The 20,103-nt window shown below is 58.0% G+C and carries 15 protein-coding genes, 2 tRNA genes, 3 rRNA genes and 1 pseudogene; 12 read left to right on the top strand and 9 right to left on the bottom strand.

Annotated elements, in window-relative coordinates; genetic code table 11:
* Nucleotides 1-3 precede the first annotated feature (3 nt).
* Together AB7M32_RS23820 and rhtA are read right to left on the bottom strand one after the other, a co-directional pair.
* Complete coding sequence (locus AB7M32_RS23820; protein WP_072406133.1) at nt 4-285, bottom strand: hypothetical protein; 282 nt, start codon at nt 283-285, stop codon at nt 4-6.
* Nucleotides 286-453: 168 nt separating this feature from the next.
* Nucleotides 454-1,344 carry a threonine/homoserine exporter RhtA gene (gene rhtA, locus AB7M32_RS23815; RefSeq protein WP_454252192.1) on the bottom strand — a complete coding sequence of 297 codons (891 nt, stop codon included), beginning with the start codon at nt 1,342-1,344 and terminating at the stop codon, nt 454-456.
* Nucleotides 1,345-2,023: 679 nt separating this feature from the next.
* Between rhtA and AB7M32_RS23810 the strand changes: the two genes are divergently transcribed.
* From AB7M32_RS23810 to rrf, 5 genes are all read left to right on the top strand, one after another.
* Nucleotides 2,024-3,560: ribosomal RNA gene (locus AB7M32_RS23810) — 16S ribosomal RNA — on the top strand.
* A gap of 123 nt (nt 3,561-3,683) precedes the next feature.
* Nucleotides 3,684-3,760 (top strand) — tRNA-Ile (locus tag AB7M32_RS23805).
* Nucleotides 3,761-3,770: 10 nt separating this feature from the next.
* Nucleotides 3,771-3,846 (top strand) — tRNA-Ala (locus tag AB7M32_RS23800).
* Nucleotides 3,847-4,087: 241 nt separating this feature from the next.
* Nucleotides 4,088-6,979 (top strand): 23S ribosomal RNA (locus AB7M32_RS23795).
* Nucleotides 6,980-7,149: 170 nt separating this feature from the next.
* Nucleotides 7,150-7,265, top strand: a 5S ribosomal RNA gene (gene rrf, locus AB7M32_RS23790).
* Together the 16S, 23S and 5S rRNA genes with 2 tRNA genes alongside form the textbook arrangement of a ribosomal RNA operon.
* Nucleotides 7,266-7,383: 118 nt before the next feature.
* Here the strand turns inward: rrf and AB7M32_RS23785 are convergent.
* On the bottom strand, nt 7,384-7,785 hold the full coding sequence (locus AB7M32_RS23785; protein ID WP_454251572.1) for a lysozyme inhibitor LprI family protein: 402 nt from the start codon (nt 7,783-7,785) through the stop codon (nt 7,384-7,386).
* A 155-nt stretch (nt 7,786-7,940) separates the two neighbouring features.
* Here AB7M32_RS23785 and AB7M32_RS23780 point away from each other — a divergent pair, with 155 nt between their 5' ends.
* Entirely contained in the window at nt 7,941-8,399 is a 459-nt protein-coding gene (locus tag AB7M32_RS23780; protein ID WP_092174088.1) for an SRPBCC family protein, read from the top strand.
* Nucleotides 8,400-8,883: 484 nt separating this feature from the next.
* On the opposite strand, the pseudogene AB7M32_RS23775 reads toward AB7M32_RS23780, so the two are convergent.
* A pseudogene (locus tag AB7M32_RS23775) lies at nt 8,884-9,174 on the bottom strand (hypothetical protein); the annotation flags it as partial.
* Nucleotides 9,175-9,332: 158 nt separating this feature from the next.
* Nucleotides 9,333-10,280: an AraC family transcriptional regulator gene (locus AB7M32_RS23770; RefSeq protein WP_072412171.1), complete on the bottom strand. Its 948-nt coding sequence runs from the start codon at nt 10,278-10,280 to the stop codon at nt 9,333-9,335.
* Nucleotides 10,281-10,483: 203 nt separating this feature from the next.
* On the opposite strand from AB7M32_RS23770, the gene AB7M32_RS23765 reads away from it, so the two are divergent.
* Nucleotides 10,484-11,221, top strand: coding sequence for an SDR family oxidoreductase (locus AB7M32_RS23765; protein WP_454251571.1), 738 nt, complete (start codon nt 10,484-10,486; stop codon nt 11,219-11,221).
* A 26-nt stretch (nt 11,222-11,247) separates the two neighbouring features.
* Complete coding sequence (locus tag AB7M32_RS23760; RefSeq protein ID WP_060741379.1) at nt 11,248-11,505, top strand: Atu4866 domain-containing protein; 258 nt, start codon at nt 11,248-11,250, stop codon at nt 11,503-11,505.
* Between the two features lie 71 nt (nt 11,506-11,576).
* Here AB7M32_RS23760 and inhA read toward each other — a convergent pair whose 3' ends face one another.
* The gene (gene inhA / locus AB7M32_RS23755; protein ID WP_454251570.1) at nt 11,577-12,263 is read right to left on the bottom strand and encodes an isonitrile hydratase; all 687 of its coding nucleotides are present in this window, start codon (nt 12,261-12,263) and stop codon (nt 11,577-11,579) included.
* Between the two features lie 99 nt (nt 12,264-12,362).
* On the opposite strand from inhA, the gene AB7M32_RS23750 reads away from it, so the two are divergent.
* Nucleotides 12,363-13,355: a GlxA family transcriptional regulator gene (locus AB7M32_RS23750; RefSeq protein ID WP_454251569.1), complete on the top strand. Its 993-nt coding sequence runs from the start codon at nt 12,363-12,365 to the stop codon at nt 13,353-13,355.
* On the opposite strand, the gene AB7M32_RS23745 is transcribed toward AB7M32_RS23750, so the two are convergent.
* The 3 genes from AB7M32_RS23745 to AB7M32_RS23735 form a co-directional block, all read right to left on the bottom strand.
* Entirely contained in the window at nt 13,324-14,226 is a 903-nt protein-coding gene (locus tag AB7M32_RS23745; protein ID WP_454251568.1) for an alpha/beta fold hydrolase, read from the bottom strand. The two genes, AB7M32_RS23750 and AB7M32_RS23745, sit on opposite strands and share 32 nt — an antisense overlap.
* 28 nt (nt 14,227-14,254) lie before the next feature.
* The gene (locus AB7M32_RS23740) at nt 14,255-14,632 is read right to left on the bottom strand and encodes a hypothetical protein (protein WP_072412200.1); all 378 of its coding nucleotides are present in this window, start codon (nt 14,630-14,632) and stop codon (nt 14,255-14,257) included.
* Between the two features lie 522 nt (nt 14,633-15,154).
* On the bottom strand, nt 15,155-15,760 hold the full coding sequence (locus AB7M32_RS23735) for a TetR/AcrR family transcriptional regulator (protein WP_072412202.1): 606 nt from the start codon (nt 15,758-15,760) through the stop codon (nt 15,155-15,157).
* A 97-nt stretch (nt 15,761-15,857) separates the two neighbouring features.
* Here AB7M32_RS23735 and AB7M32_RS23730 point away from each other — a divergent pair, with 97 nt between their 5' ends.
* From AB7M32_RS23730 to gcvPB, 3 genes are read left to right on the top strand one after another with little or no spacing between them, the layout of a single operon-like run.
* Nucleotides 15,858-17,087 (top strand): ATP-NAD kinase family protein, encoded by a 1,230-nt coding sequence (locus tag AB7M32_RS23730; protein WP_454251567.1) that lies wholly within the window; start codon nt 15,858-15,860, stop codon nt 17,085-17,087.
* A 34-nt stretch (nt 17,088-17,121) separates the two neighbouring features.
* Complete coding sequence (gene gcvPA, locus AB7M32_RS23725; protein ID WP_454251566.1) at nt 17,122-18,525, top strand: aminomethyl-transferring glycine dehydrogenase subunit GcvPA; 1,404 nt, start codon at nt 17,122-17,124, stop codon at nt 18,523-18,525.
* Complete coding sequence (gcvPB, locus tag AB7M32_RS23720; RefSeq protein WP_072412207.1) at nt 18,522-20,078, top strand: aminomethyl-transferring glycine dehydrogenase subunit GcvPB; 1,557 nt, start codon at nt 18,522-18,524, stop codon at nt 20,076-20,078. The genes gcvPA and gcvPB overlap by 4 nt, the downstream gene beginning before the upstream one ends.
* The last annotated feature ends 25 nt before the right edge of the window (nt 20,079-20,103 follow it).

Here is a 20,103-nt window from a genome sequence, read left to right as displayed (position 1 = left end):
GATCTATTTGCAGATGACGATCATGCTGCGGCTGGTATAGCCGGCGGGATTGAGCCCGAAGGGATAATCCCCGGGTTCTTCAACGGCGTCACCAGACTTGGCAATGACCTTGTAACCCTTGGGAGCACATGCATTGGCGGCACTGGCAGCGCACTGGTCCCAGGATGAGGACAGGCCGGAGCAGTTGATGTGCAGACCCTTTTTGCCGCGTTTGACTTCAGTTTTCGATGTTGCCGCACAGCCCGCTACTGCAAGTACGGCGATCAGTATCAAAATTCGTTTCATTCCCGTCCTTATAACCGCCGCGGATCTTATGTCTGCGTGCGATCGTGTTCGCTCTTGCTTGAAGCGTTCATGACGTCCTGTATGAAAAAATCCATGTCTGGCATTAGGTTACTGGCCTAAACATGGCCTAAATGCGCGGCAAATGCCAGGCCTTCGTTAAATCCTGATTCAATCTACCGCGACAGCAGGCTTTGCGGTGCTGGCCATGGTCAGCGTGGCGCCCACCGACGCGAGGATGATGCAGGTAATGGCCATCCACTGGGCCAGGGACAGGTACTCCTGGAGAAAGACGAGCCCCGACAAGGCTGCGATTGCCGGTTCGACGCTCATCAAGGTGCCGAAGGTGCGGGCAGGCATTCGAGTCAAGGCGATCATTTCCAGCGTGTAGGGCAGGGCTGTTGACAGGATGGCGACGCCGATGGCGATTGGAATCAGGTTTGGTGTGAGCAGCGCGGTGCCGGCGTGGACAATGCCGATAGGCGCGACAAACAGGGCCGCGATCATGACTCCCAGTGCGGCAGTCTGCACGCCATTGTCCGCTCCGGCTTTCTGACCGAACAGGATGTACAACGCCCAGCAGAAACCGGCGCCCAGCGCGTAACCGGCGCCAACCAGATCGATACCGGCACTGGTCGCGCCGGTCGGTATGAGCAGCAGCAGGCCAACCACGGCCAAGGCAATCCAGAGAAAGTCGATCGCCCGGCGCGAGGCGTAAATGGCGACTGCCAGAGGTCCGGTAAATTCCAACGCTACGGCAATGCCCAGTGGAACGGTGCGAACCGACATATAGAAGAGGAAGTTCATACCGCCCAGTGCCATGCCGTAAACGATCACCGTGCGCAGGGATTGGCCGGTGAGCTTGGCACGCCAAGGGCGGAGCATTAACAGCATGATGAGACTGGCAAAAATGAGTCGCAGCGTCGTAGTGCCTTGTGCACCCACTACCGGGAACATGCTTTTGGCGAGGGAGGCTCCTGCTTGAATGGAAGCCATGGCTATCAATAGCAAGGCAACCGGGTAGAGGGTGGAGGCCAGGTTGCGATGTGGGGGGAGCGTCATTACGAAGTGTCGTCCAGAATAAAGGCGGGGGGCTGCGTTGAGCAGTATATTGCGCATATGCAGCGATTCCGTCTATATACCGGGCATATTTAAGTGTCATGTCGGGCCGTAGATAGAAAAATCAAATTAAGGGTTGACGGCAGATTCTGGAAGTCTATAATTCGCCCCACTTCCGGCGCAGTCGAAACGGAAAACTCCTTGAGATTCAACGAGTTAAGTAGGTTTCGAAGGTGCAGGGCTTCAGTTCATCGAAGTCCAGAAGGAGCAGGTAGAGCGGTGTTGTTTGGCTCTATCGGCGGTTCGATCTTCTCGGTCGAAAGCGGTGAAAAAGAGGTGTTGACAGCAGCGAGTAACGCTGTAGAATTCGCCTCCCGCTAACGAGAGATCGGAAGCGCAAGTGGTTGAAGTTGTTGAGGTTTCCGAAGCGAAACTTTGAAAATTTCTGAAAATAACCGCTTGACAGATACACGGGGCGCTGTAGAATGCGCGCCTCGGTTGAGACGAAAGACTCAGCCAACCGCTCTTTAACAACTGAATCAAGCAATTCGTGTGGGTGCTTGTGGAGTCAGACTGCTAGTCAACAGATTATCAGCATCACAAGTTACTCCGCGAGAAATCAAAGATGTAACCAACGATTGCTGAGCCAAGTTTAGGGTTTTCTCAAAATCCAAAGATGTTTGAACTGAAGAGTTTGATCATGGCTCAGATTGAACGCTGGCGGCAGGCCTAACACATGCAAGTCGAGCGGTAGAGAGAAGCTTGCTTCTCTTGAGAGCGGCGGACGGGTGAGTAATGCCTAGGAATCTGCCTGGTAGTGGGGGATAACGCTCGGAAACGGACGCTAATACCGCATACGTCCTACGGGAGAAAGCAGGGGACCTTCGGGCCTTGCGCTATCAGATGAGCCTAGGTCGGATTAGCTAGTTGGTGAGGTAATGGCTCACCAAGGCGACGATCCGTAACTGGTCTGAGAGGATGATCAGTCACACTGGAACTGAGACACGGTCCAGACTCCTACGGGAGGCAGCAGTGGGGAATATTGGACAATGGGCGAAAGCCTGATCCAGCCATGCCGCGTGTGTGAAGAAGGTCTTCGGATTGTAAAGCACTTTAAGTTGGGAGGAAGGGCATTAACCTAATACGTTAGTGTTTTGACGTTACCGACAGAATAAGCACCGGCTAACTCTGTGCCAGCAGCCGCGGTAATACAGAGGGTGCAAGCGTTAATCGGAATTACTGGGCGTAAAGCGCGCGTAGGTGGTTCGTTAAGTTGGATGTGAAATCCCCGGGCTCAACCTGGGAACTGCATTCAAAACTGTCGAGCTAGAGTATGGTAGAGGGTGGTGGAATTTCCTGTGTAGCGGTGAAATGCGTAGATATAGGAAGGAACACCAGTGGCGAAGGCGACCACCTGGACTGATACTGACACTGAGGTGCGAAAGCGTGGGGAGCAAACAGGATTAGATACCCTGGTAGTCCACGCCGTAAACGATGTCAACTAGCCGTTGGGAGCCTTGAGCTCTTAGTGGCGCAGCTAACGCATTAAGTTGACCGCCTGGGGAGTACGGCCGCAAGGTTAAAACTCAAATGAATTGACGGGGGCCCGCACAAGCGGTGGAGCATGTGGTTTAATTCGAAGCAACGCGAAGAACCTTACCAGGCCTTGACATCCAATGAACTTTCCAGAGATGGATTGGTGCCTTCGGGAGCATTGAGACAGGTGCTGCATGGCTGTCGTCAGCTCGTGTCGTGAGATGTTGGGTTAAGTCCCGTAACGAGCGCAACCCTTGTCCTTAGTTACCAGCACGTTATGGTGGGCACTCTAAGGAGACTGCCGGTGACAAACCGGAGGAAGGTGGGGATGACGTCAAGTCATCATGGCCCTTACGGCCTGGGCTACACACGTGCTACAATGGTCGGTACAGAGGGTTGCCAAGCCGCGAGGTGGAGCTAATCCCACAAAACCGATCGTAGTCCGGATCGCAGTCTGCAACTCGACTGCGTGAAGTCGGAATCGCTAGTAATCGCGAATCAGAATGTCGCGGTGAATACGTTCCCGGGCCTTGTACACACCGCCCGTCACACCATGGGAGTGGGTTGCACCAGAAGTAGCTAGTCTAACCTTCGGGGGGACGGTTACCACGGTGTGATTCATGACTGGGGTGAAGTCGTAACAAGGTAGCCGTAGGGGAACCTGCGGCTGGATCACCTCCTTAATCGACGACCGTAGCTGCTTCATGAGCTCCCACACGAATTGCTTGATTCATTGAAGAAGACGATAGAAGCAGCTTTAAGCTCCAAGCTGATAGCTCACAGCTAACAGTTACAAGCTCGAAATTGGGTCTGTAGCTCAGTTGGTTAGAGCGCACCCCTGATAAGGGTGAGGTCGGCAGTTCGAATCTGCCCAGACCCACCAATTTTGTTATGGGGCCATAGCTCAGCTGGGAGAGCGCCTGCCTTGCACGCAGGAGGTCAGCGGTTCGATCCCGCTTGGCTCCACCATAAACTGCTTCTGAAAGCTTAGAAATGAGCATTCCATCAAGGTGATGGTGAATGTTGATTTCTAGTCTTTTGATTAGATCGTTCTTTAAAAATTTGGGTATGTGATAGAAAGATAGACTGAACGTTACTTTCACTGGTAACGGATCAGGCTAAGGTAAAATTTGTGAGTTGCTCTTTGAGCAAGATCGAATTTTCGGCGAATGTCGTCTTCACAGTATAACCAGATTGCTTGGGGTTATATGGTCAAGTGAAGAAGCGCATACGGTGGATGCCTTGGCAGTCAGAGGCGATGAAAGACGTGGTAGCCTGCGAAAAGCTTCGGGGAGTCGGCAAACAGACTGTGATCCGGAGATGTCTGAATGGGGGAACCCAGCCATCATAAGATGGTTATCTTGTACTGAATACATAGGTGCAAGAGGCGAACCAGGGGAACTGAAACATCTAAGTACCCTGAGGAAAAGAAATCAACCGAGATTCCCTTAGTAGTGGCGAGCGAACGGGGACTAGCCCTTAAGCTTCTTTGATTTTAGCGGAACGCTCTGGAAAGTGCGGCCATAGTGGGTGATAGCCCTGTACGCGAAAGGATCTTAGAAGTGAAATCGAGTAGGACGGAGCACGAGAAACTTTGTCTGAATATGGGGGGACCATCCTCCAAGGCTAAATACTACTGACTGACCGATAGTGAACTAGTACCGTGAGGGAAAGGCGAAAAGAACCCCGGAGAGGGGAGTGAAATAGATCCTGAAACCGTATGCGTACAAGCAGTGGGAGCCCACTTTGTTGGGTGACTGCGTACCTTTTGTATAATGGGTCAGCGACTTATTTTCAGTGGCGAGCTTAACCGAATAGGGGAGGCGTAGCGAAAGCGAGTCTTAATAGGGCGTCTAGTCGCTGGGAATAGACCCGAAACCGGGCGATCTATCCATGGGCAGGTTGAAGGTTAGGTAACACTGACTGGAGGACCGAACCGACTACCGTTGAAAAGTTAGCGGATGACCTGTGGATCGGAGTGAAAGGCTAATCAAGCTCGGAGATAGCTGGTTCTCCTCGAAAGCTATTTAGGTAGCGCCTCATGTATCACTGTAGGGGGTAGAGCACTGTTTCGGCTAGGGGGTCATCCCGACTTACCAAACCGATGCAAACTCCGAATACCTACAAGTGCCGAGCATGGGAGACACACGGCGGGTGCTAACGTCCGTCGTGAAAAGGGAAACAACCCAGACCGTCAGCTAAGGTCCCAAAGTTATGGTTAAGTGGGAAACGATGTGGGAAGGCTTAGACAGCTAGGAGGTTGGCTTAGAAGCAGCCACCCTTTAAAGAAAGCGTAATAGCTCACTAGTCGAGTCGGCCTGCGCGGAAGATGTAACGGGGCTCAAACCATACACCGAAGCTACGGGTATCACGCAAGTGATGCGGTAGAGGAGCGTTCTGTAAGCCTGTGAAGGTGAGTTGAGAAGCTTGCTGGAGGTATCAGAAGTGCGAATGCTGACATGAGTAACGACAATGGGTGTGAAAAACACCCACGCCGAAAGACCAAGGTTTCCTGCGCAACGTTAATCGACGCAGGGTTAGTCGGTCCCTAAGGCGAGGCTGAAAAGCGTAGTCGATGGAAAACAGGTTAATATTCCTGTACTTCTGGTTATTGCGATGGAGGGACGGAGAAGGCTAGGCCAGCTTGGCGTTGGTTGTCCAAGTTTAAGGTGGTAGGCTGGAATCTTAGGTAAATCCGGGATTCTAAGGCCGAGAGCTGATGACGAGTTACCCTTTGGGTGACGAAGTGGTTGATGCCATGCTTCCAAGAAAAGCTTCTAAGCTTCAGGTAACCAGGAACCGTACCCCAAACCGACACAGGTGGTTGGGTAGAGAATACCAAGGCGCTTGAGAGAACTCGGGTGAAGGAACTAGGCAAAATGGCACCGTAACTTCGGGAGAAGGTGCGCCGGTGAGGGTGAAGCACTTGCTGCGTAAGCCCACGCCGGTCGAAGATACCAGGCCGCTGCGACTGTTTATTAAAAACACAGCACTCTGCAAACACGAAAGTGGACGTATAGGGTGTGACGCCTGCCCGGTGCCGGAAGGTTAATTGATGGGGTTAGCTAACGCGAAGCTCTTGATCGAAGCCCCGGTAAACGGCGGCCGTAACTATAACGGTCCTAAGGTAGCGAAATTCCTTGTCGGGTAAGTTCCGACCTGCACGAATGGCGTAACGATGGCGGCGCTGTCTCCACCCGAGACTCAGTGAAATTGAAATCGCTGTGAAGATGCAGTGTATCCGCGGCTAGACGGAAAGACCCCGTGAACCTTTACTATAGCTTTGCACTGGACTTTGAATTTGCTTGTGTAGGATAGGTGGGAGGCTTTGAAGCGTGGACGCCAGTTCGCGTGGAGCCATCCTTGAAATACCACCCTGGCAACTTTGAGGTTCTAACTCAGGTCCGTTATCCGGATCGAGGACAGTGTATGGTGGGTAGTTTGACTGGGGCGGTCTCCTCCTAAAGAGTAACGGAGGAGTACGAAGGTGCGCTCAGACCGGTCGGAAATCGGTCGTAGAGTATAAAGGCAAAAGCGCGCTTGACTGCGAGACAGACACGTCGAGCAGGTACGAAAGTAGGTCTTAGTGATCCGGTGGTTCTGTATGGAAGGGCCATCGCTCAACGGATAAAAGGTACTCCGGGGATAACAGGCTGATACCGCCCAAGAGTTCATATCGACGGCGGTGTTTGGCACCTCGATGTCGGCTCATCACATCCTGGGGCTGAAGCCGGTCCCAAGGGTATGGCTGTTCGCCATTTAAAGTGGTACGCGAGCTGGGTTTAGAACGTCGTGAGACAGTTCGGTCCCTATCTGCCGTGGACGTTTGAGATTTGAGAGGGGCTGCTCCTAGTACGAGAGGACCGGAGTGGACGAACCTCTGGTGTTCCGGTTGTCACGCCAGTGGCATTGCCGGGTAGCTATGTTCGGAAAAGATAACCGCTGAAAGCATCTAAGCGGGAAACTTGCCTCAAGATGAGATCTCACTGGGACCTTGAGTCCCCTGAAGGGCCGTCGAAGACTACGACGTTGATAGGCAGGGTGTGTAAGCGCTGTGAGGCGTTGAGCTAACCTGTACTAATTGCCCGTGAGGCTTGACCATATAACACCCAAGCAATTTGAATGCTCCAAGCCCCAAGGCGAACGAGACCAGATTGCGGTGTGTGAAGACGAAACGAACCGAAAGTTCGAGACGCTCAACCGCAACGCACAAACTATCGCATACCCATTTGCTGGAACGTGACCGCAAGGCACGCGCCGGCTACCGAATTTCTTGACGACCATAGAGCATTGGAACCACCTGATCCCATCCCGAACTCAGAAGTGAAACGATGCATCGCCGATGGTAGTGTGGGGTTTCCCCATGTGAGAGTAGGTCATCGTCAAGATTAAATTCCGAAACCCCTATCTGCTGATGCAGGTAGGGGTTTTGTTTTTTCCGCAATAAAAGTGTTGGGCCAAAAAAAGGATGACTTGCAGAGGTCATCCTTTTTTGCATCCTGGCTGTTAAGCCTTGGGTACGGGGCAGCCCAAGTCACCTTCCTTGCACTTGAGATAGGTCTTGAACGCCTCGACCCGGGCCTTGGTCTGGGCGGTGATGCAATTGTCATAGATCAGCGGATAGACACTGCCGCCCTCAACCCCAGAGGCGGAGAATTCGCATTCGGCATCACGGAAGCCTATCCAGGCACGCTGCGCCTTGACCAGCATTTTCTTGGCCTCGGGGTTGTCCTTCAGGCGTGCGGTGATCTGCTTGTACAAACTGTTCAGCTCATTGTCAGCGGCCTTGTTTTCTTTGGCTGCACATTGGTTCATTTCGCCTTGAGTAGTGGCGTCAGCGCAGTCGTCGGCCTGGGCAACGGCGACAAAAAGCAGTGGTGTCAGGACCAGAAGCAAGCGTAGGGACATGTAGGGTCTCTCCTTGAGGGGGTGAAAACGCTGGGGGAAGTTTACATCGCGCCGAGCTGTTTTAAAGTTGGCGAGCGCTCAACAGCGGTCTGATACAACTTTCCGGTTGGCCTTGTGGTCTTACAAGCCTACTGTTGAAACACAGGAGGTGACTCATGCATTCATCCGACCGCATTGAAAGAAAGATCCTGCTCAAGGCCCCGCGCTCCCAGGTCTGGCGCGCCCTGGCCAATGCCGAAGCCTTTGGCCAATGGTTCGGTGTCGCCCTTGAGGGGAAACGGTTTGTGGCAGGCGAGCGTACCCAGGGGCAAATTACTTATCCAGGTTACGAACACCTTATCTGGGACGTAGCGGTGGAGCGGGTGGAGCCCGAGCGGGTCTTCTCGTTTCGCTGGCACCCTTACGCTGTCGAGCCGCAGGTAGATTATTCCCAGGAGTCCGAAACCCGAGTGCAATTCGAACTTGAAGACATGGATGGCGGTACCTTGCTCAAAGTCGTGGAGTCGGGTTTCAACAATATTCCCGAGGCACGCCGACTCAAGGCTTTTCGCATGGACAGCCGTGGCTGGGATGAGCAGATGGCCAATATTGAAGCGTTCCTGCACAAGCCTTGAGCCAGCCGACTGGTGGAGCTAAGGTTTTCGGAGGGGTAGATATAGCGAATGTCTTACACGAGATGGTAGCTATGTCGTCTATTTCATTTTGGATCCGAGGCGTAATCTGGACTTATCCACTGAAGCACAGGAAGTGCTCAGGATCAGGGACGATCGACCATGCAAGGATTAGCTATCGACAGGGAGTCGTAATGGTCTTGGAAAAACCCGCTTCGGCGGGTTTTTTTTTGCCCATTGAACAGCCAGGAAAGCGTCCTATGGCGAAACGCTTACACGCTGTTGCTGCTTTCTCGTCTTTTTCCAAGTCACCGGTGGGCCTAATCTATGTTCATCCACTGAGTACAGGGAGTGCTTGGGGTCATGGATGATTGGACCAGGCATGGAATGCCGGACAGGGAGTCAAATTGGTCCTCAAAAAACCCGCCTAGGCGGGTTTTTTTTCGTCTGTGGGAAAGTGGCCTGATCATGCCAGGCGCCGGCTCATGGTGCGGTCGGCACCGTCGGCAGCCAAAGTCTGGCCCCCAGGCGTACGGTCAGTACCATCGGCTGCGAGCATCTGCCCCCCCGGCGTCCGATCTGCACCGTCGGCAGCGAGTGTCTGCGCTCCAGGCGTCCGATCCGCGCCATCAGCGGCCACCGGCTGCTGGTAATCGCTAGCCCAGGTAAAAAAACGGTCTTGCTGCTGGCTCGGCAGGGCAAACGCACTGGCGCTCAGGGTGAAAGTGGTAACGGCGATCAAGGTGTTGAACGTTTTCATGGTAAAGACTCCGGTCATATCAGGTTGAGTGCCGGGTCGTTCAGATGTCGTGATCTGCTGAACCCGTTGCAGTCGGGACGGTTGTCTTGCTGCATGGGTTCAGATTAGGGGCGAGGCGGGGGCGGGCGTTAGACGGATACTGCCCTGGTTTTGCCTGATCCTGTCTGTGTGCAGGATCAGGCGCTACTGGCTTGCAGCGCCTGGGCACGCAAACGCGCGATGTCCTTGCTCGGCGAGGCGCCAAATAGGCGGCTGTATTCTCGGCTGAACTGCGACGGGCTTTCATATCCCACCTTGTAGCCAATTGACGAAACGTCGCTGTTCTCCGCCAACAATAACCGTCGGGCTTCTTGCAGGCGCAACTGCTTCTGGTATTGCAGCGGGCTCATGGCGGTCACGGCTTTGAAGCGGTGATGCAGGGCCGAAGGGCTGAGATTGATCATTTGTGCCAGGCTGTCGATGCTCAGTGGCTTGGCGTAATGAGTATTGAGCCACTCGATGGCGCGGCTGATGCGATGGGTCTGGGTGTCGGGAATGGCGATCTCGTGCAAGCGCTGGCCTTGGGTGCCACGCAGGAGCCGGTAGAAAATCTCCTGCTGGGCCAGCGGCGCGAGGGTGGCGATATCGTCCGGGCTGTCCAGCAGCCGCAGCAAGCGCAACATCGCGTCGAGTAATGGCGCATCGATGCGATCCAGGAACAATCCACGATCGGTTCTTTCGGTCGGCACGCCGATGGGGCTGGCGTCGGCGATCAGGCGGCAGATCTGTGCCGGATCGATGTCCAGGCGAATGCATAAATAGGGGCGCTCGGGACTGGCTTCGATCACCTGGCCGGCCAACGGCAGGGTCACCGAGACCACCAAGTAATTGAGGGGGTCATACACGTAGCATTCATCAGCCAGGCGCACTTCCTTGCGCCCCTCGATGATCACGCACAGGCCGGGCTTATGCACGACGTGCAGGGCTTCGGTCGGCTGGTCGCAGCGGATCAGGTGCAACGCTTCGATGGCCGTGGGGTGGACGCCGAATTCCGGGGCGAAGCGCATCATCAGGCTCGCTATTTCGGCGCGACGCTGATTGACGCCGTCGTCTGGCGCAATGTGGATGGACGTGGATACCGACATACCAAGCAACCTCCCTGGCCAAAATGAATAGACCGCGCTAGTAAAACCGATTGCGCGGCTGTCGACCAGAGTCGGATCTATCGCTACAGGATCGTGCAAGTGCGCAGGAGGATCCGGCTAACCCCGACCTCGCTCGGTTCCCTAATCTGGACCTGTCAAAACGCTCTCACCGGGAGCCAATACATCCAGTCGAGGGAACCATCATGTCCGATATTCAAAACAAAGTTGTGGTCATCACCGGCGCCAGCAGCGGGATTGGTGAAGCCGCGGCGCGGTTGCTCGCGGCTCGCGGTGCTCGTGTAGTGCTTGGCGCGCGGCGCATCGACCGTTTGCAAACCTTGGTGCAGGAACTCGAAGCCGCCGGCCAGCAGGCGGCTTGTAAAGCGCTGGACGTGACTCGTCGTGAGGATGTCCAGGCCTTCATCGATTTCGCTGTCGAGCGGTTCGGTCGGGTCGACGTGATCATCAACAATGCCGGGGTCATGCCGCTCTCCAAGCTCGAGGCGCTGAAAGTCGAAGAGTGGGACCGCATGATCGACGTCAACATCCGTGGTGTGCTCCACGGTATCGCCGCCGGGCTGCCGTTGATGCAGCGCCAGCGCAGCGGCCAGTTCATCAACATCGCCTCCATCGGTGCCTACGCGGTCAGCCCGACGGCCGCTGTGTATTGCGCCACCAAGTACGCCGTGCGGGCGATTTCCGAGGGCTTGCGCCAGGAAGTCGGGGGTGATGTGCGGGTGACGGTGATTTCCCCCGGCGTGACCGAATCGGAACTGGCCGATAGCATTTCCGATGAAGGTGGACGTGCCGAAATGCGTGAGTTCCGCAGGATCGCCATTCCGGCCGAAGCCATCGCCCGGGCAATCGCCTACGCCATCGAACAACCAGCGGACGTAGACGTCAGCGAACTGATTGTGCGGCCAACCGCCAGTCCATTCTGACCGACTTGACCGACAGGAGATGTCCCGTGAGAAAGGCATTTGGAGACCAGGATAAATTCGTCGGACTATGGGTGACGGCCGATGGCGTGATTCGCCATCGGCTGCTGCCGGGCGGACGCTATGACGAAGCGCGAGGTGTACGTGAGAGCGCATATCAGGGCGACTACTGGCTACAGGATGACCATATCGAATACCACGACGACACCGGTTTCACCGCCGATGGGGATTTTCGCGAAGGCGTGCTCTACCACGCGGGGATGGTGTTGTATCGCCAGGAGGGATGATGAACCGATGACCTTTGTGGTGAGGGGGCAACTCCCCTCACCACGGATTTCATTCCCATCGGGACTGATCGTTACGCCCGTTCCAAGCGCGCCGCAACACGCTGAGTGATTTGCGAGCGCACCCGGAACGATTCAGCCGCACGCCGGTTCGCTTCTTCCAGCACGCGCGTCGGCGCGGTGTCCGGGCTGCCGGCGTTGAACGGTGGGGCAGGGGCGTATTCGAGTTGCAGCTGGACCAGCTCGGCGGTGTCCTGGTCGAACAGTTCGGCCGCCAGGGTCAAGGCAAAGTCGATCCCGGCCGTGATGCCGCCACCGGTGAGCAGGTTGCCATCGCGGACTACGCGCTCCTTGATCGGCGTCGCGCCCAGGGTTTGCAGCAGGCTGTGATAGGCCCAGTGGGTGGTGGCACGCTTGCCTTGCAGCAGGCCCGCGGCACCGAGCACCAGCGCACCGGTACACACCGAAGTGATGTATTTCGCGTCGGCGGCTTGCCGCTTGATGAAGGCCAGTGTCTGTTCGTCTTCCATCAGGGGGCCGACGCCGATGCCGCCAGGGACGCAGATCACGTCCAGCTTCGGGCAGTCCTCGAATGTGATGGTGGGCAGCAGCATCAGCCCGGTGCTGCTGGTGACCGGCGCCAGGTCTTTCCAGACCAGGTGGACCTTCACGTCGGGCAACGAGGCCAGCACGTCATAAGGGCCGGTCAGGTCCAACTGCTGGACGTGGGGGAATAACAGCAAACCGATCTGCAACGTCATGTCGCGTTCTCCTTTGGATGATGCCCGAGGGGTGGACGGTTTTACTTTAGATCCGTAGGCTCTGGCGTATACGCCAATAAGCCCACGAATCACGCCAATATGCCCAGCCCACCGAAAACCGTTCATGTCCTGGCCTTCGCTAACGTGCAAGTGCTCGATGTCACCGGGCCCTTGCAGGTCTTCGCATCGGCCAACGACCTGGCCCGCCAGCAAGGTCTGCCGCTGCCGTACACGCCGACGGTCATCGCCGTGGGCGGTGGGGCGGTGATGTCCTCGGCAGGCTTGGCGCTGATGGCCGAGCCGCTGCCGAGCGAAGGCAGCGACACGCTGTTGATCGCCGGAGGCTGGGGCGTGTACGAAGCGGCGAAGGACCCGGCGCTGGTGGCCTGGATCAAGGATCATGGCCTGCGTTCGCGTCGGGTGGCGTCGGTGTGCACTGGGGCGTTCCTGCTGGCCGCCAGCGGTTGGCTGGACGGACGGCGTGTGGTGACGCACTGGACTCGCTGCGAACAACTGGCCGAGCAACATCCGCAATTGCGGGTCGAACCCAACCCGATTTTCATCAACGACGGTCCGGTCTGGACCTCGGCCGGGGTCACGGCCGGCATCGACTTGGCCCTGGCGTTGGTCGAGGAAGACCTGGGCCGTGCGGTGGCGCTGGAGGTCGCCCGGCACCTGGTGGTGTTCCTTAAGCGCCCTGGCGGCCAATCGCAGTTCAGCGTGACCTTGTCGCTACAAAAGCAAGGCAGTCGGTTCGATGACCTGCATGCCTGGATCGCCGAAAACCTCACCCGTGACCTGAGCCTGTCGAGCCTGGCCGCCGAGGTGGGTATGAGCGAACGCAGCTTTGTACGGCACTACCGCGCCGACACCGGCCAGACCCCGGCGCGGGCCGTGGAGTTGATTCGCGTGGAAACCGCTCGCCGCCTGCTGGCCGACACGGCGGTGTCGATCAAGCGGGTGGCGGTGCAATGTGGCTTCGGCAGCGAAGAAACCCTGCGCCGCAGTTTCCTGCGGGCCATGGGCGTGACGCCCCAGGCCTATCGCGAGCGATTCGCCGTCAGCCCTCAAGCAGATCCAGCAATGCCTTGAGCGTGGCCTCGGGGGCTTCCTGGGGAATGTTGTGGCCAACACCGGGCAGCACTCGGCGCTCATAGAACCCCGTGAAATGCTCGACGTCTTCATCGTGTTCCGACGCGGGCCCCACGCCGTCATCGGCGCCGCACAGGGAGATGCTCGGCACGCTGATGGCCGGTTGTGCCGCCAGCCGTTCCTCCATCCACTCCAGCGTCGGGTCGCCCGGCGCGTACATGAAGCGATGACGGTAGGAGTGGATCACCACGTCGACGAAGTCCGGGTTATCGAATGACCCGGCGCTGAGGGGGTACAGTTCGGCGCCCCGTGTCCAGGTCGGTGACCACAGGCGCCAGAGCAAGCCACACAGTTCACGCCGGTTCCGGGTCAGGCCCTCGACGCCTCGGGCCGTGTGGAAGTAATACTGGTACCACAGGCGATGTTCGGTTTCCGGGTCCAGCGGCTGCGTGGAACGTGGAATGTCCTGCAGGTTGTAGCCATCGCCGGTCACCAGGCAGCGCACACGCTCGGGCCACAGGGCCGCGACGATACACGCCGCCCGGCCGCCCCAGTCGTAGCCGCACAGCGCCGCTTGGGGGATGGAAAGTACATGCATCAGGTCCAGCAGGTCCTGGGCCAACGCTGCTTGCTGGCCGGAACGCAGGATGGTCGGGTTGTTGAAGCGGGTCGGGCCGTAGCCGCGCAGGTAGGGCACGATGACCCGGTAGCCACGCTGGGCCAGGGCCGGCGCGACTTCATCGAACGCCCTGGGGTCGTAAGGAAAACCGTGCAGCAGGATGATGGGGGCGCCGCTGGCAGGGCCGTGTTCTTCGTAGGCGATGCGCAGCAATGGCGTGACGGCGAAGTTGATCCTGGGCTCAAGGTTCATGTCGGCCTCCGGCTGTGTGCGGTTGCGTTCAGGCAGGTTCCTGGTTGACGTATTTGGCTCGATCCGGGGTAAACGTTACGATCATGTTCGTGCTGGAACAGGTCAAGGTGCGCTCTTGGCTCATGTCGATGTCCAGGTCTTCACCGCGCAGGCCCTGCCATTGGGCGAGGTACTTGAGGCAACCGAATTTTTCGTTTTTCTTCAGGCTGCGGCTGACGCCACCTTTCCAACCCAGCACCGGCAATTCACCGGCCAGGCAACGTTGCGCCAGTTCGGGAAACTTCATCGCCCGGTCGCGGCCGATTTCCCAGCACTTGATCAGGCCCCGATCCTGGCCCTCCCAGAGGTCCTCGCGGGTCAGGCCTGTTCGGGGTGGGGTGGTGATGGGGCGTTTGATATGGGTCATGTCAGGTCCTTGAGTCGGGTTTTTATCGGGCAGCTCCGCTGCACCCGTGAGAGCATCGATCTTAGGAGGGGTTGGCGGGGCTGGCAACTTCTAACGGACGGCGGGATAAATGGGACGCGGAGACTGCAATGCTCTTGTGGCGAGGGAGCTTGCTCCCGCTGGGTTGCGAAGCGACCCCACACCAGACGCTGATTTACCCTGTTCAGTGATGCCTGACCATTCCATCAGATTGGCGAGCGTTTTGTCGGGTGCCGGGGCGAACCCTGAACCTCAATTGCTCTTCGGCAAGTGCCACACGCTGCCTGGCCGTTTCCGTGGCAGCTCTTCCAGTTCGCCATGATCTGACAGCCGTTTGGGGCTCGCAGTCAGTGGCAACCGGGTGTGCGTCCTGCTGAACTGCCAGAGTAACGCCTGATATGCAGGGTGCCGATCCGTATCAAGGGTGCGGTAGCCGCCCGTGACCGCGACTTCATCAACTTGAAGAGCCAGTCGTTTCCTCTCTCATCCTGCAACACCTGACCGTTACCGATTCACAGCTTCAGGCGCCAGCAGCAATCCAGACGCCAATGCGACGAAGCTCTCCACCACTTGCTCGGAGGCCCTGTGCGGATCATCGGCATTGGCGATCCACAAGGACGCGCCGAGCAGGGCGCCCATGATCAGGCGCGCTGTCGCTTCGGTGTTGACCGGGCGAATCGTCCCTTCGTCGATCAGCCGTTGGATGCTGCGTTGAGTGCTGCGGATACACGCGTTCTGGCTGGGCCATTGCGAGGGATCGCCCAGCACCGATGGTCCGTCGAGGAACACGATGCGTTGGATTTCAGGTTCCAGGGACATTTTGATGTACGCGATGGATTCATCGATGAAGCCGTCCCAGATCGTGGCAGCCTCATCGATGATGACCGACAGGCGCGCCATCATTTCTTCGTCGATCTGGGTGATGACTGCCTGCAGCAGTCCTTTCTTGTCACCGAAGTGATGGTATAGCGCGCCCCTGGTGAGCCCCGCTTGAGCGGTCAGATCGTCCATCGAACTGTCCGCATACCCTTTCGTCGCGAAAGCGTCCCGAGCTGCCTTGATCAGCTTGCCGCGGGTTTCCGAAATCATGTCCGCACGCTTCTGCGCCATTGATCGTTTTCCTCATCAAAAATTTAACATGCATGGCGTATGTCAGTTGACATACGCTGCGTATGTCGTATTGTTGCTCACATACGAGGCGTATGCAATGAGCCTGAAGTTCTGTTTCTTCAGTCCGGTGACGCCGCTTTTCAGCACAGGATACCGAGCAATGCGTGAGCAGCGCGATCCCGAGAGTTCATTCACCAGCGTCGGCCAAGGTAAAACCCTCGGGCTGATCGTCAATCCTGTTGCGGGCATGGGTGGCCCGGTGGGTTTGAAGGGCACCGACGGCCCCGACGTCCTGCTAGAGGCGCGACGCCGTGGTGCGCGGCCGGTCTCCAGCGAGCGCGCCGTGCTCGCGCTCAAACGCCTGGCCGCCTCATCCATGCCTTTTCGCTTGCTCACTGGCTCTGGCGCGTTGGGCGAAGACGTTGCACGCGCCGCTGGTCTCGACCCTATTGTCGTCTACCGTTCAACATCCGAATCGAGTCAAGCCGATGACACGCGGAGCGCGGCGATTGTCATGGCCTACGCCAACGTTGATCTACTGCTTTTCGCCGGCGGTGATGGCACGGCGCGGGATGTGTTGGGAATGGTCGGTGACCGAGTGCCGATCCTCGGTATCCCGACGGGCGTGAAAATGTATTCCGCCGTTTTCGGCACCAATCCCGAAAACGCTGGAAACCTCGCCGCACGCTTTATTGCCGGCGAGCCTTCGCTGCGCTTTCGCGAGGCCGAGGTGATGGACATCGATGAAGCGGCCACGCGAAATGACCAGGTGTCGGCGCAGCTCTATGGCTACGCACGCAGCCCTTATGAACGTCACCTCGTACAAAACGCCAAGTCCGGCTCTATCGCCAGTGACAACCTGGCGCTGGACGCCGCCTGTCGGCAGGTCATTCGAGAGATGCAGCCGGATTGTCTGTACCTGTTGGGTCCTGGCACCACCACGCGGCGAGTGATGACCGAACTCGGCCTGCCATCGACGCTGCTGGGTGTCGATGCCGTGCTGAACGGCACGCTGGTGGGCTCTGACCTCAACGAACACCAGTTGATCCGGCTGATGGAGGGCTATGAGACCCGCATCGTCGTTGGTGTTCTTGGCGGGCATGGCAGCTTGTTCGGCCGTGGCAATCAGCAGATTAGCGCCGAGGTCATCCGCCGGGCAGGGCGCGAGCACATCATCGTGATTGCCTCGATGGACAAGCTGCTCTCTCTCGACGCCGGTTGCTTGCGCGTCGACACCGGCGATGCCCAAGTCGACGCCACGCTCAGCGGCCACATACGCGTGCACACAGGACCTGACCGGTCCGTCTTCTTCAGGGTTCGATCCTGACCATTTGTTCCATCCGAAAACCGAGGATAACCCCATGAGCAATCATGTCGCCCACCCCTACATGGCGAACTCCGTACCCGCCCTCAAACAGGAGATGCTGGACTCCATTGGTGTTGACAGCATAGAGGCACTGTTCCAGCAAATCCCCGAGGAACATCGCCTGCAACGGCCGATCAACCTGCCGCCAGCCCTGAACGAAAGTGAGTTGCGCCGACATCTGGTCAGTACGCTGTCGAAGAACAAGACCTGCGAGCAGAACCTCAACTTCCTCGGTGCCGGCTGTTGGCAGCATCACGTTCCGGCGGCCTGCGATGAGGTGGTACGGCGCAACGAATGGTTGACGTCGGTGTTCGGCGAGCCGAGTTCCGACCATGGGCGCAACCAGGCCTGGTTCGAGTTCTGCAGCCAGCTCGGCGAGCTGTTGAATATGGACCTGGTCGGCCTGCCCGTGCGCAGTTGGGGTTGCGCCGCCGGCCACGCCATCCGCATGGCCACACGCATCACCGGGCGCAACGAAGTGGCGGTGGTCCGCGCCATCGACCCGGAGCGGCTGTCGATCATTCGCAACTACTGCGAACCGGTCGACATGCCGAGCCACATCGTCGTACGGCTCGTCGACTATGACCCGAACACCGGTTTGCTCGACCTCGATCACCTGCGTGCCTCGATCGGTGCGCAAACCGCCGCCGTGTATTTCGAAACCCCGTCCTACTTCGGGGTGATCGAACAACAAGGCGCCGAGATTGCGGCGATTGCCCATGCGGCGGGCGCCGAAGTGATCGTCGGTGTCGACCCTATTTCCCTGGGCGTGCTGGCAGCCCCCATCGATTTCGGCGCGGACATCGTGGTCGGTACCACGCAGCCGCTCGGCGTGCACATGAATTGCGGCGGCGGCGTCAGCGGCTTCATTGCAACCCGCGACGAAGAACTCTATGCGCATCAGTACCCGACGCTGTTCATCAGCATCGCCGAGACCACCAAGCCCGGCGAATACGGTTTTGGCCTGAGCCTGTTCGAGCAATCGTCCTACGGCTTGCGTGACAAGGGTAACGACTGGACCGGCCACTCGGTGTACATGTGGGCCATCGCCAACGCCGTGTACATGGCGATGATGGGGCCGCAAGGCTTTGAAGACGTGGGCAAGGTGATCCTGCAACGGGCTCACTACGCCGCCAAGTCGCTGGCTGAAATTCCAGGGGTTGGCGTGACATTCCCGTCCGGTTTCTTCAAGGAGTTCGTGGTCAATTTCCAGGCCACCGGGCGCAGTGTGAAAGACATCAACAAGCAGCTACTCGCACTGGGGATCTTCGGCGGAAAAGACCTGACGCAGGACTTCCCGGAGCTGGGCGCCAGTGCCCTGTATTGCGTCACCGAGATTCACACCCAGGCAGATATCGAGCGTCTGACCGCTGCACTCAAAAAGGTAATCGCACAATGAGCACCACACTCAAGGAATACCACGCCCCCGTCTGGAGCGAACCGGTCATTATGGAAATGGGTTATCCCGGCCGCCGCGGTGTGATTTTTTCCGATGTCGAAGCCGACGTTCAAACAGCTGTCGGCAGCGCCGCTGATTTGATTCCCGCGACCATGCGCCGTTCGCGCAAACCGGCGTTGCCGGAAATGTCCGAGCCCGAAGTGCTGTATCACTACTTGCGCCTGTCGCAGCAGACCCTGGGCATGATGAACATCAGCCTGTTCGGTACCTGCACCATGAAGTACAACGCGCAGATCAACGAGGCCATGGCCTGGCGTCCGGAAATCACCCACGTGCATCCCTACCAGGACGAAGATACGCTGCAAGGCGCGCTGGAAGTGGTGCATGGCATGGACACGATTCTGCGCGAGTTGTCCGGGATGGATCAGTTCATCTTCCAGGCGGGCGGCGGAGCTGACGCGGCCTACACCAGTTGCGCCGTGACCCGCGCCTACCATGCGTCTCGTGGTGAACTGGCCCAGCGTGACGAGATCATTACCACCCTCCAGACACACCCCAGCAGTGCCGCGACGGCTGCGGCGGCGGGGTTCAAAGTCATCACGCTGATGATCGAGGAGAACGGCTATCCGTCGCTCGAATCGCTCAAGGCTGCCGTGTCCAACCGCACTGCCGCGTTGATGGTGAACAACCCCGACGACATGGGCGTCTACAACCCCGAGATACGCGAATGGGTGCGCGTGGTGCATGAGGCCGGTGGCCTGTGTTTCTACGATCACGCCAACTTCAATGGCGCGATGACCAAAATCCGCGCCCGTGAACTCGGGTTCGATGCCTGCATGTTCATGCTGCACAAGACTTTCGGCGCGCCCAAGAGTGGCGTCGGCGGCCCCGCTGTAGGGGCTTATGGCTGCTCGGCGGAACTCGCACCGTTCTTGCCTGCGCCCGTGGTCGCCTTTGACGGTGAGCGCTATCGCCTCGACCATGACCGTCCACAAAGCTGCGGCAAGATCCGCGAGTTCTGGGGCAATGTCCCGGTGATTCTCAAGGCCTACGCCTGGTCCCGCGCCATGGGTGCGGCGGGTATGGCGGAGGCCTCGGACATTTCCGTGCTGGCCAACAACTACATGGAAAAAGGCCTGCTGGCCATTCGCGGCGTCACCCGTTCCCATCCCGAGGCCACGAGTCCGCGAATGGAAATGACGCGCTACAGCCTTGAGCAACTCAAGGAAGACACCGGCGTGGATGTCCATGACGTGCAGAACCGCATGAGCGATTTCGGTATTGATCCGATGTGGAGCAGCCACCACCCGTGGTTGGTGCCCGAGCCGTTCACCCCGGAGCCGGGCGAAATGTATGGCAAGGAAGCGCTGGACACCTGGATCGCGGTGCTCGCGCGGATCTCCGACGAGGCCTACTCTAACCCCGAGATTGTCAAAACCTCGCCGCATAACCAGGCGATCCACCGGCTCAAGAGCGCGCCACTGGAAGACCCGCAACACTGGGCCATGACCTGGCGCTCCTATGTGCGCAAGAACGATAGACGTACGGCTTGAACCAGCAATTGCATCGATGCAGCGC

Source organism: Pseudomonas sp. R151218B TE3479, from assembly GCF_053629195.1.
This window is presented reverse-complemented; position numbering and strand designations above follow the sequence as displayed.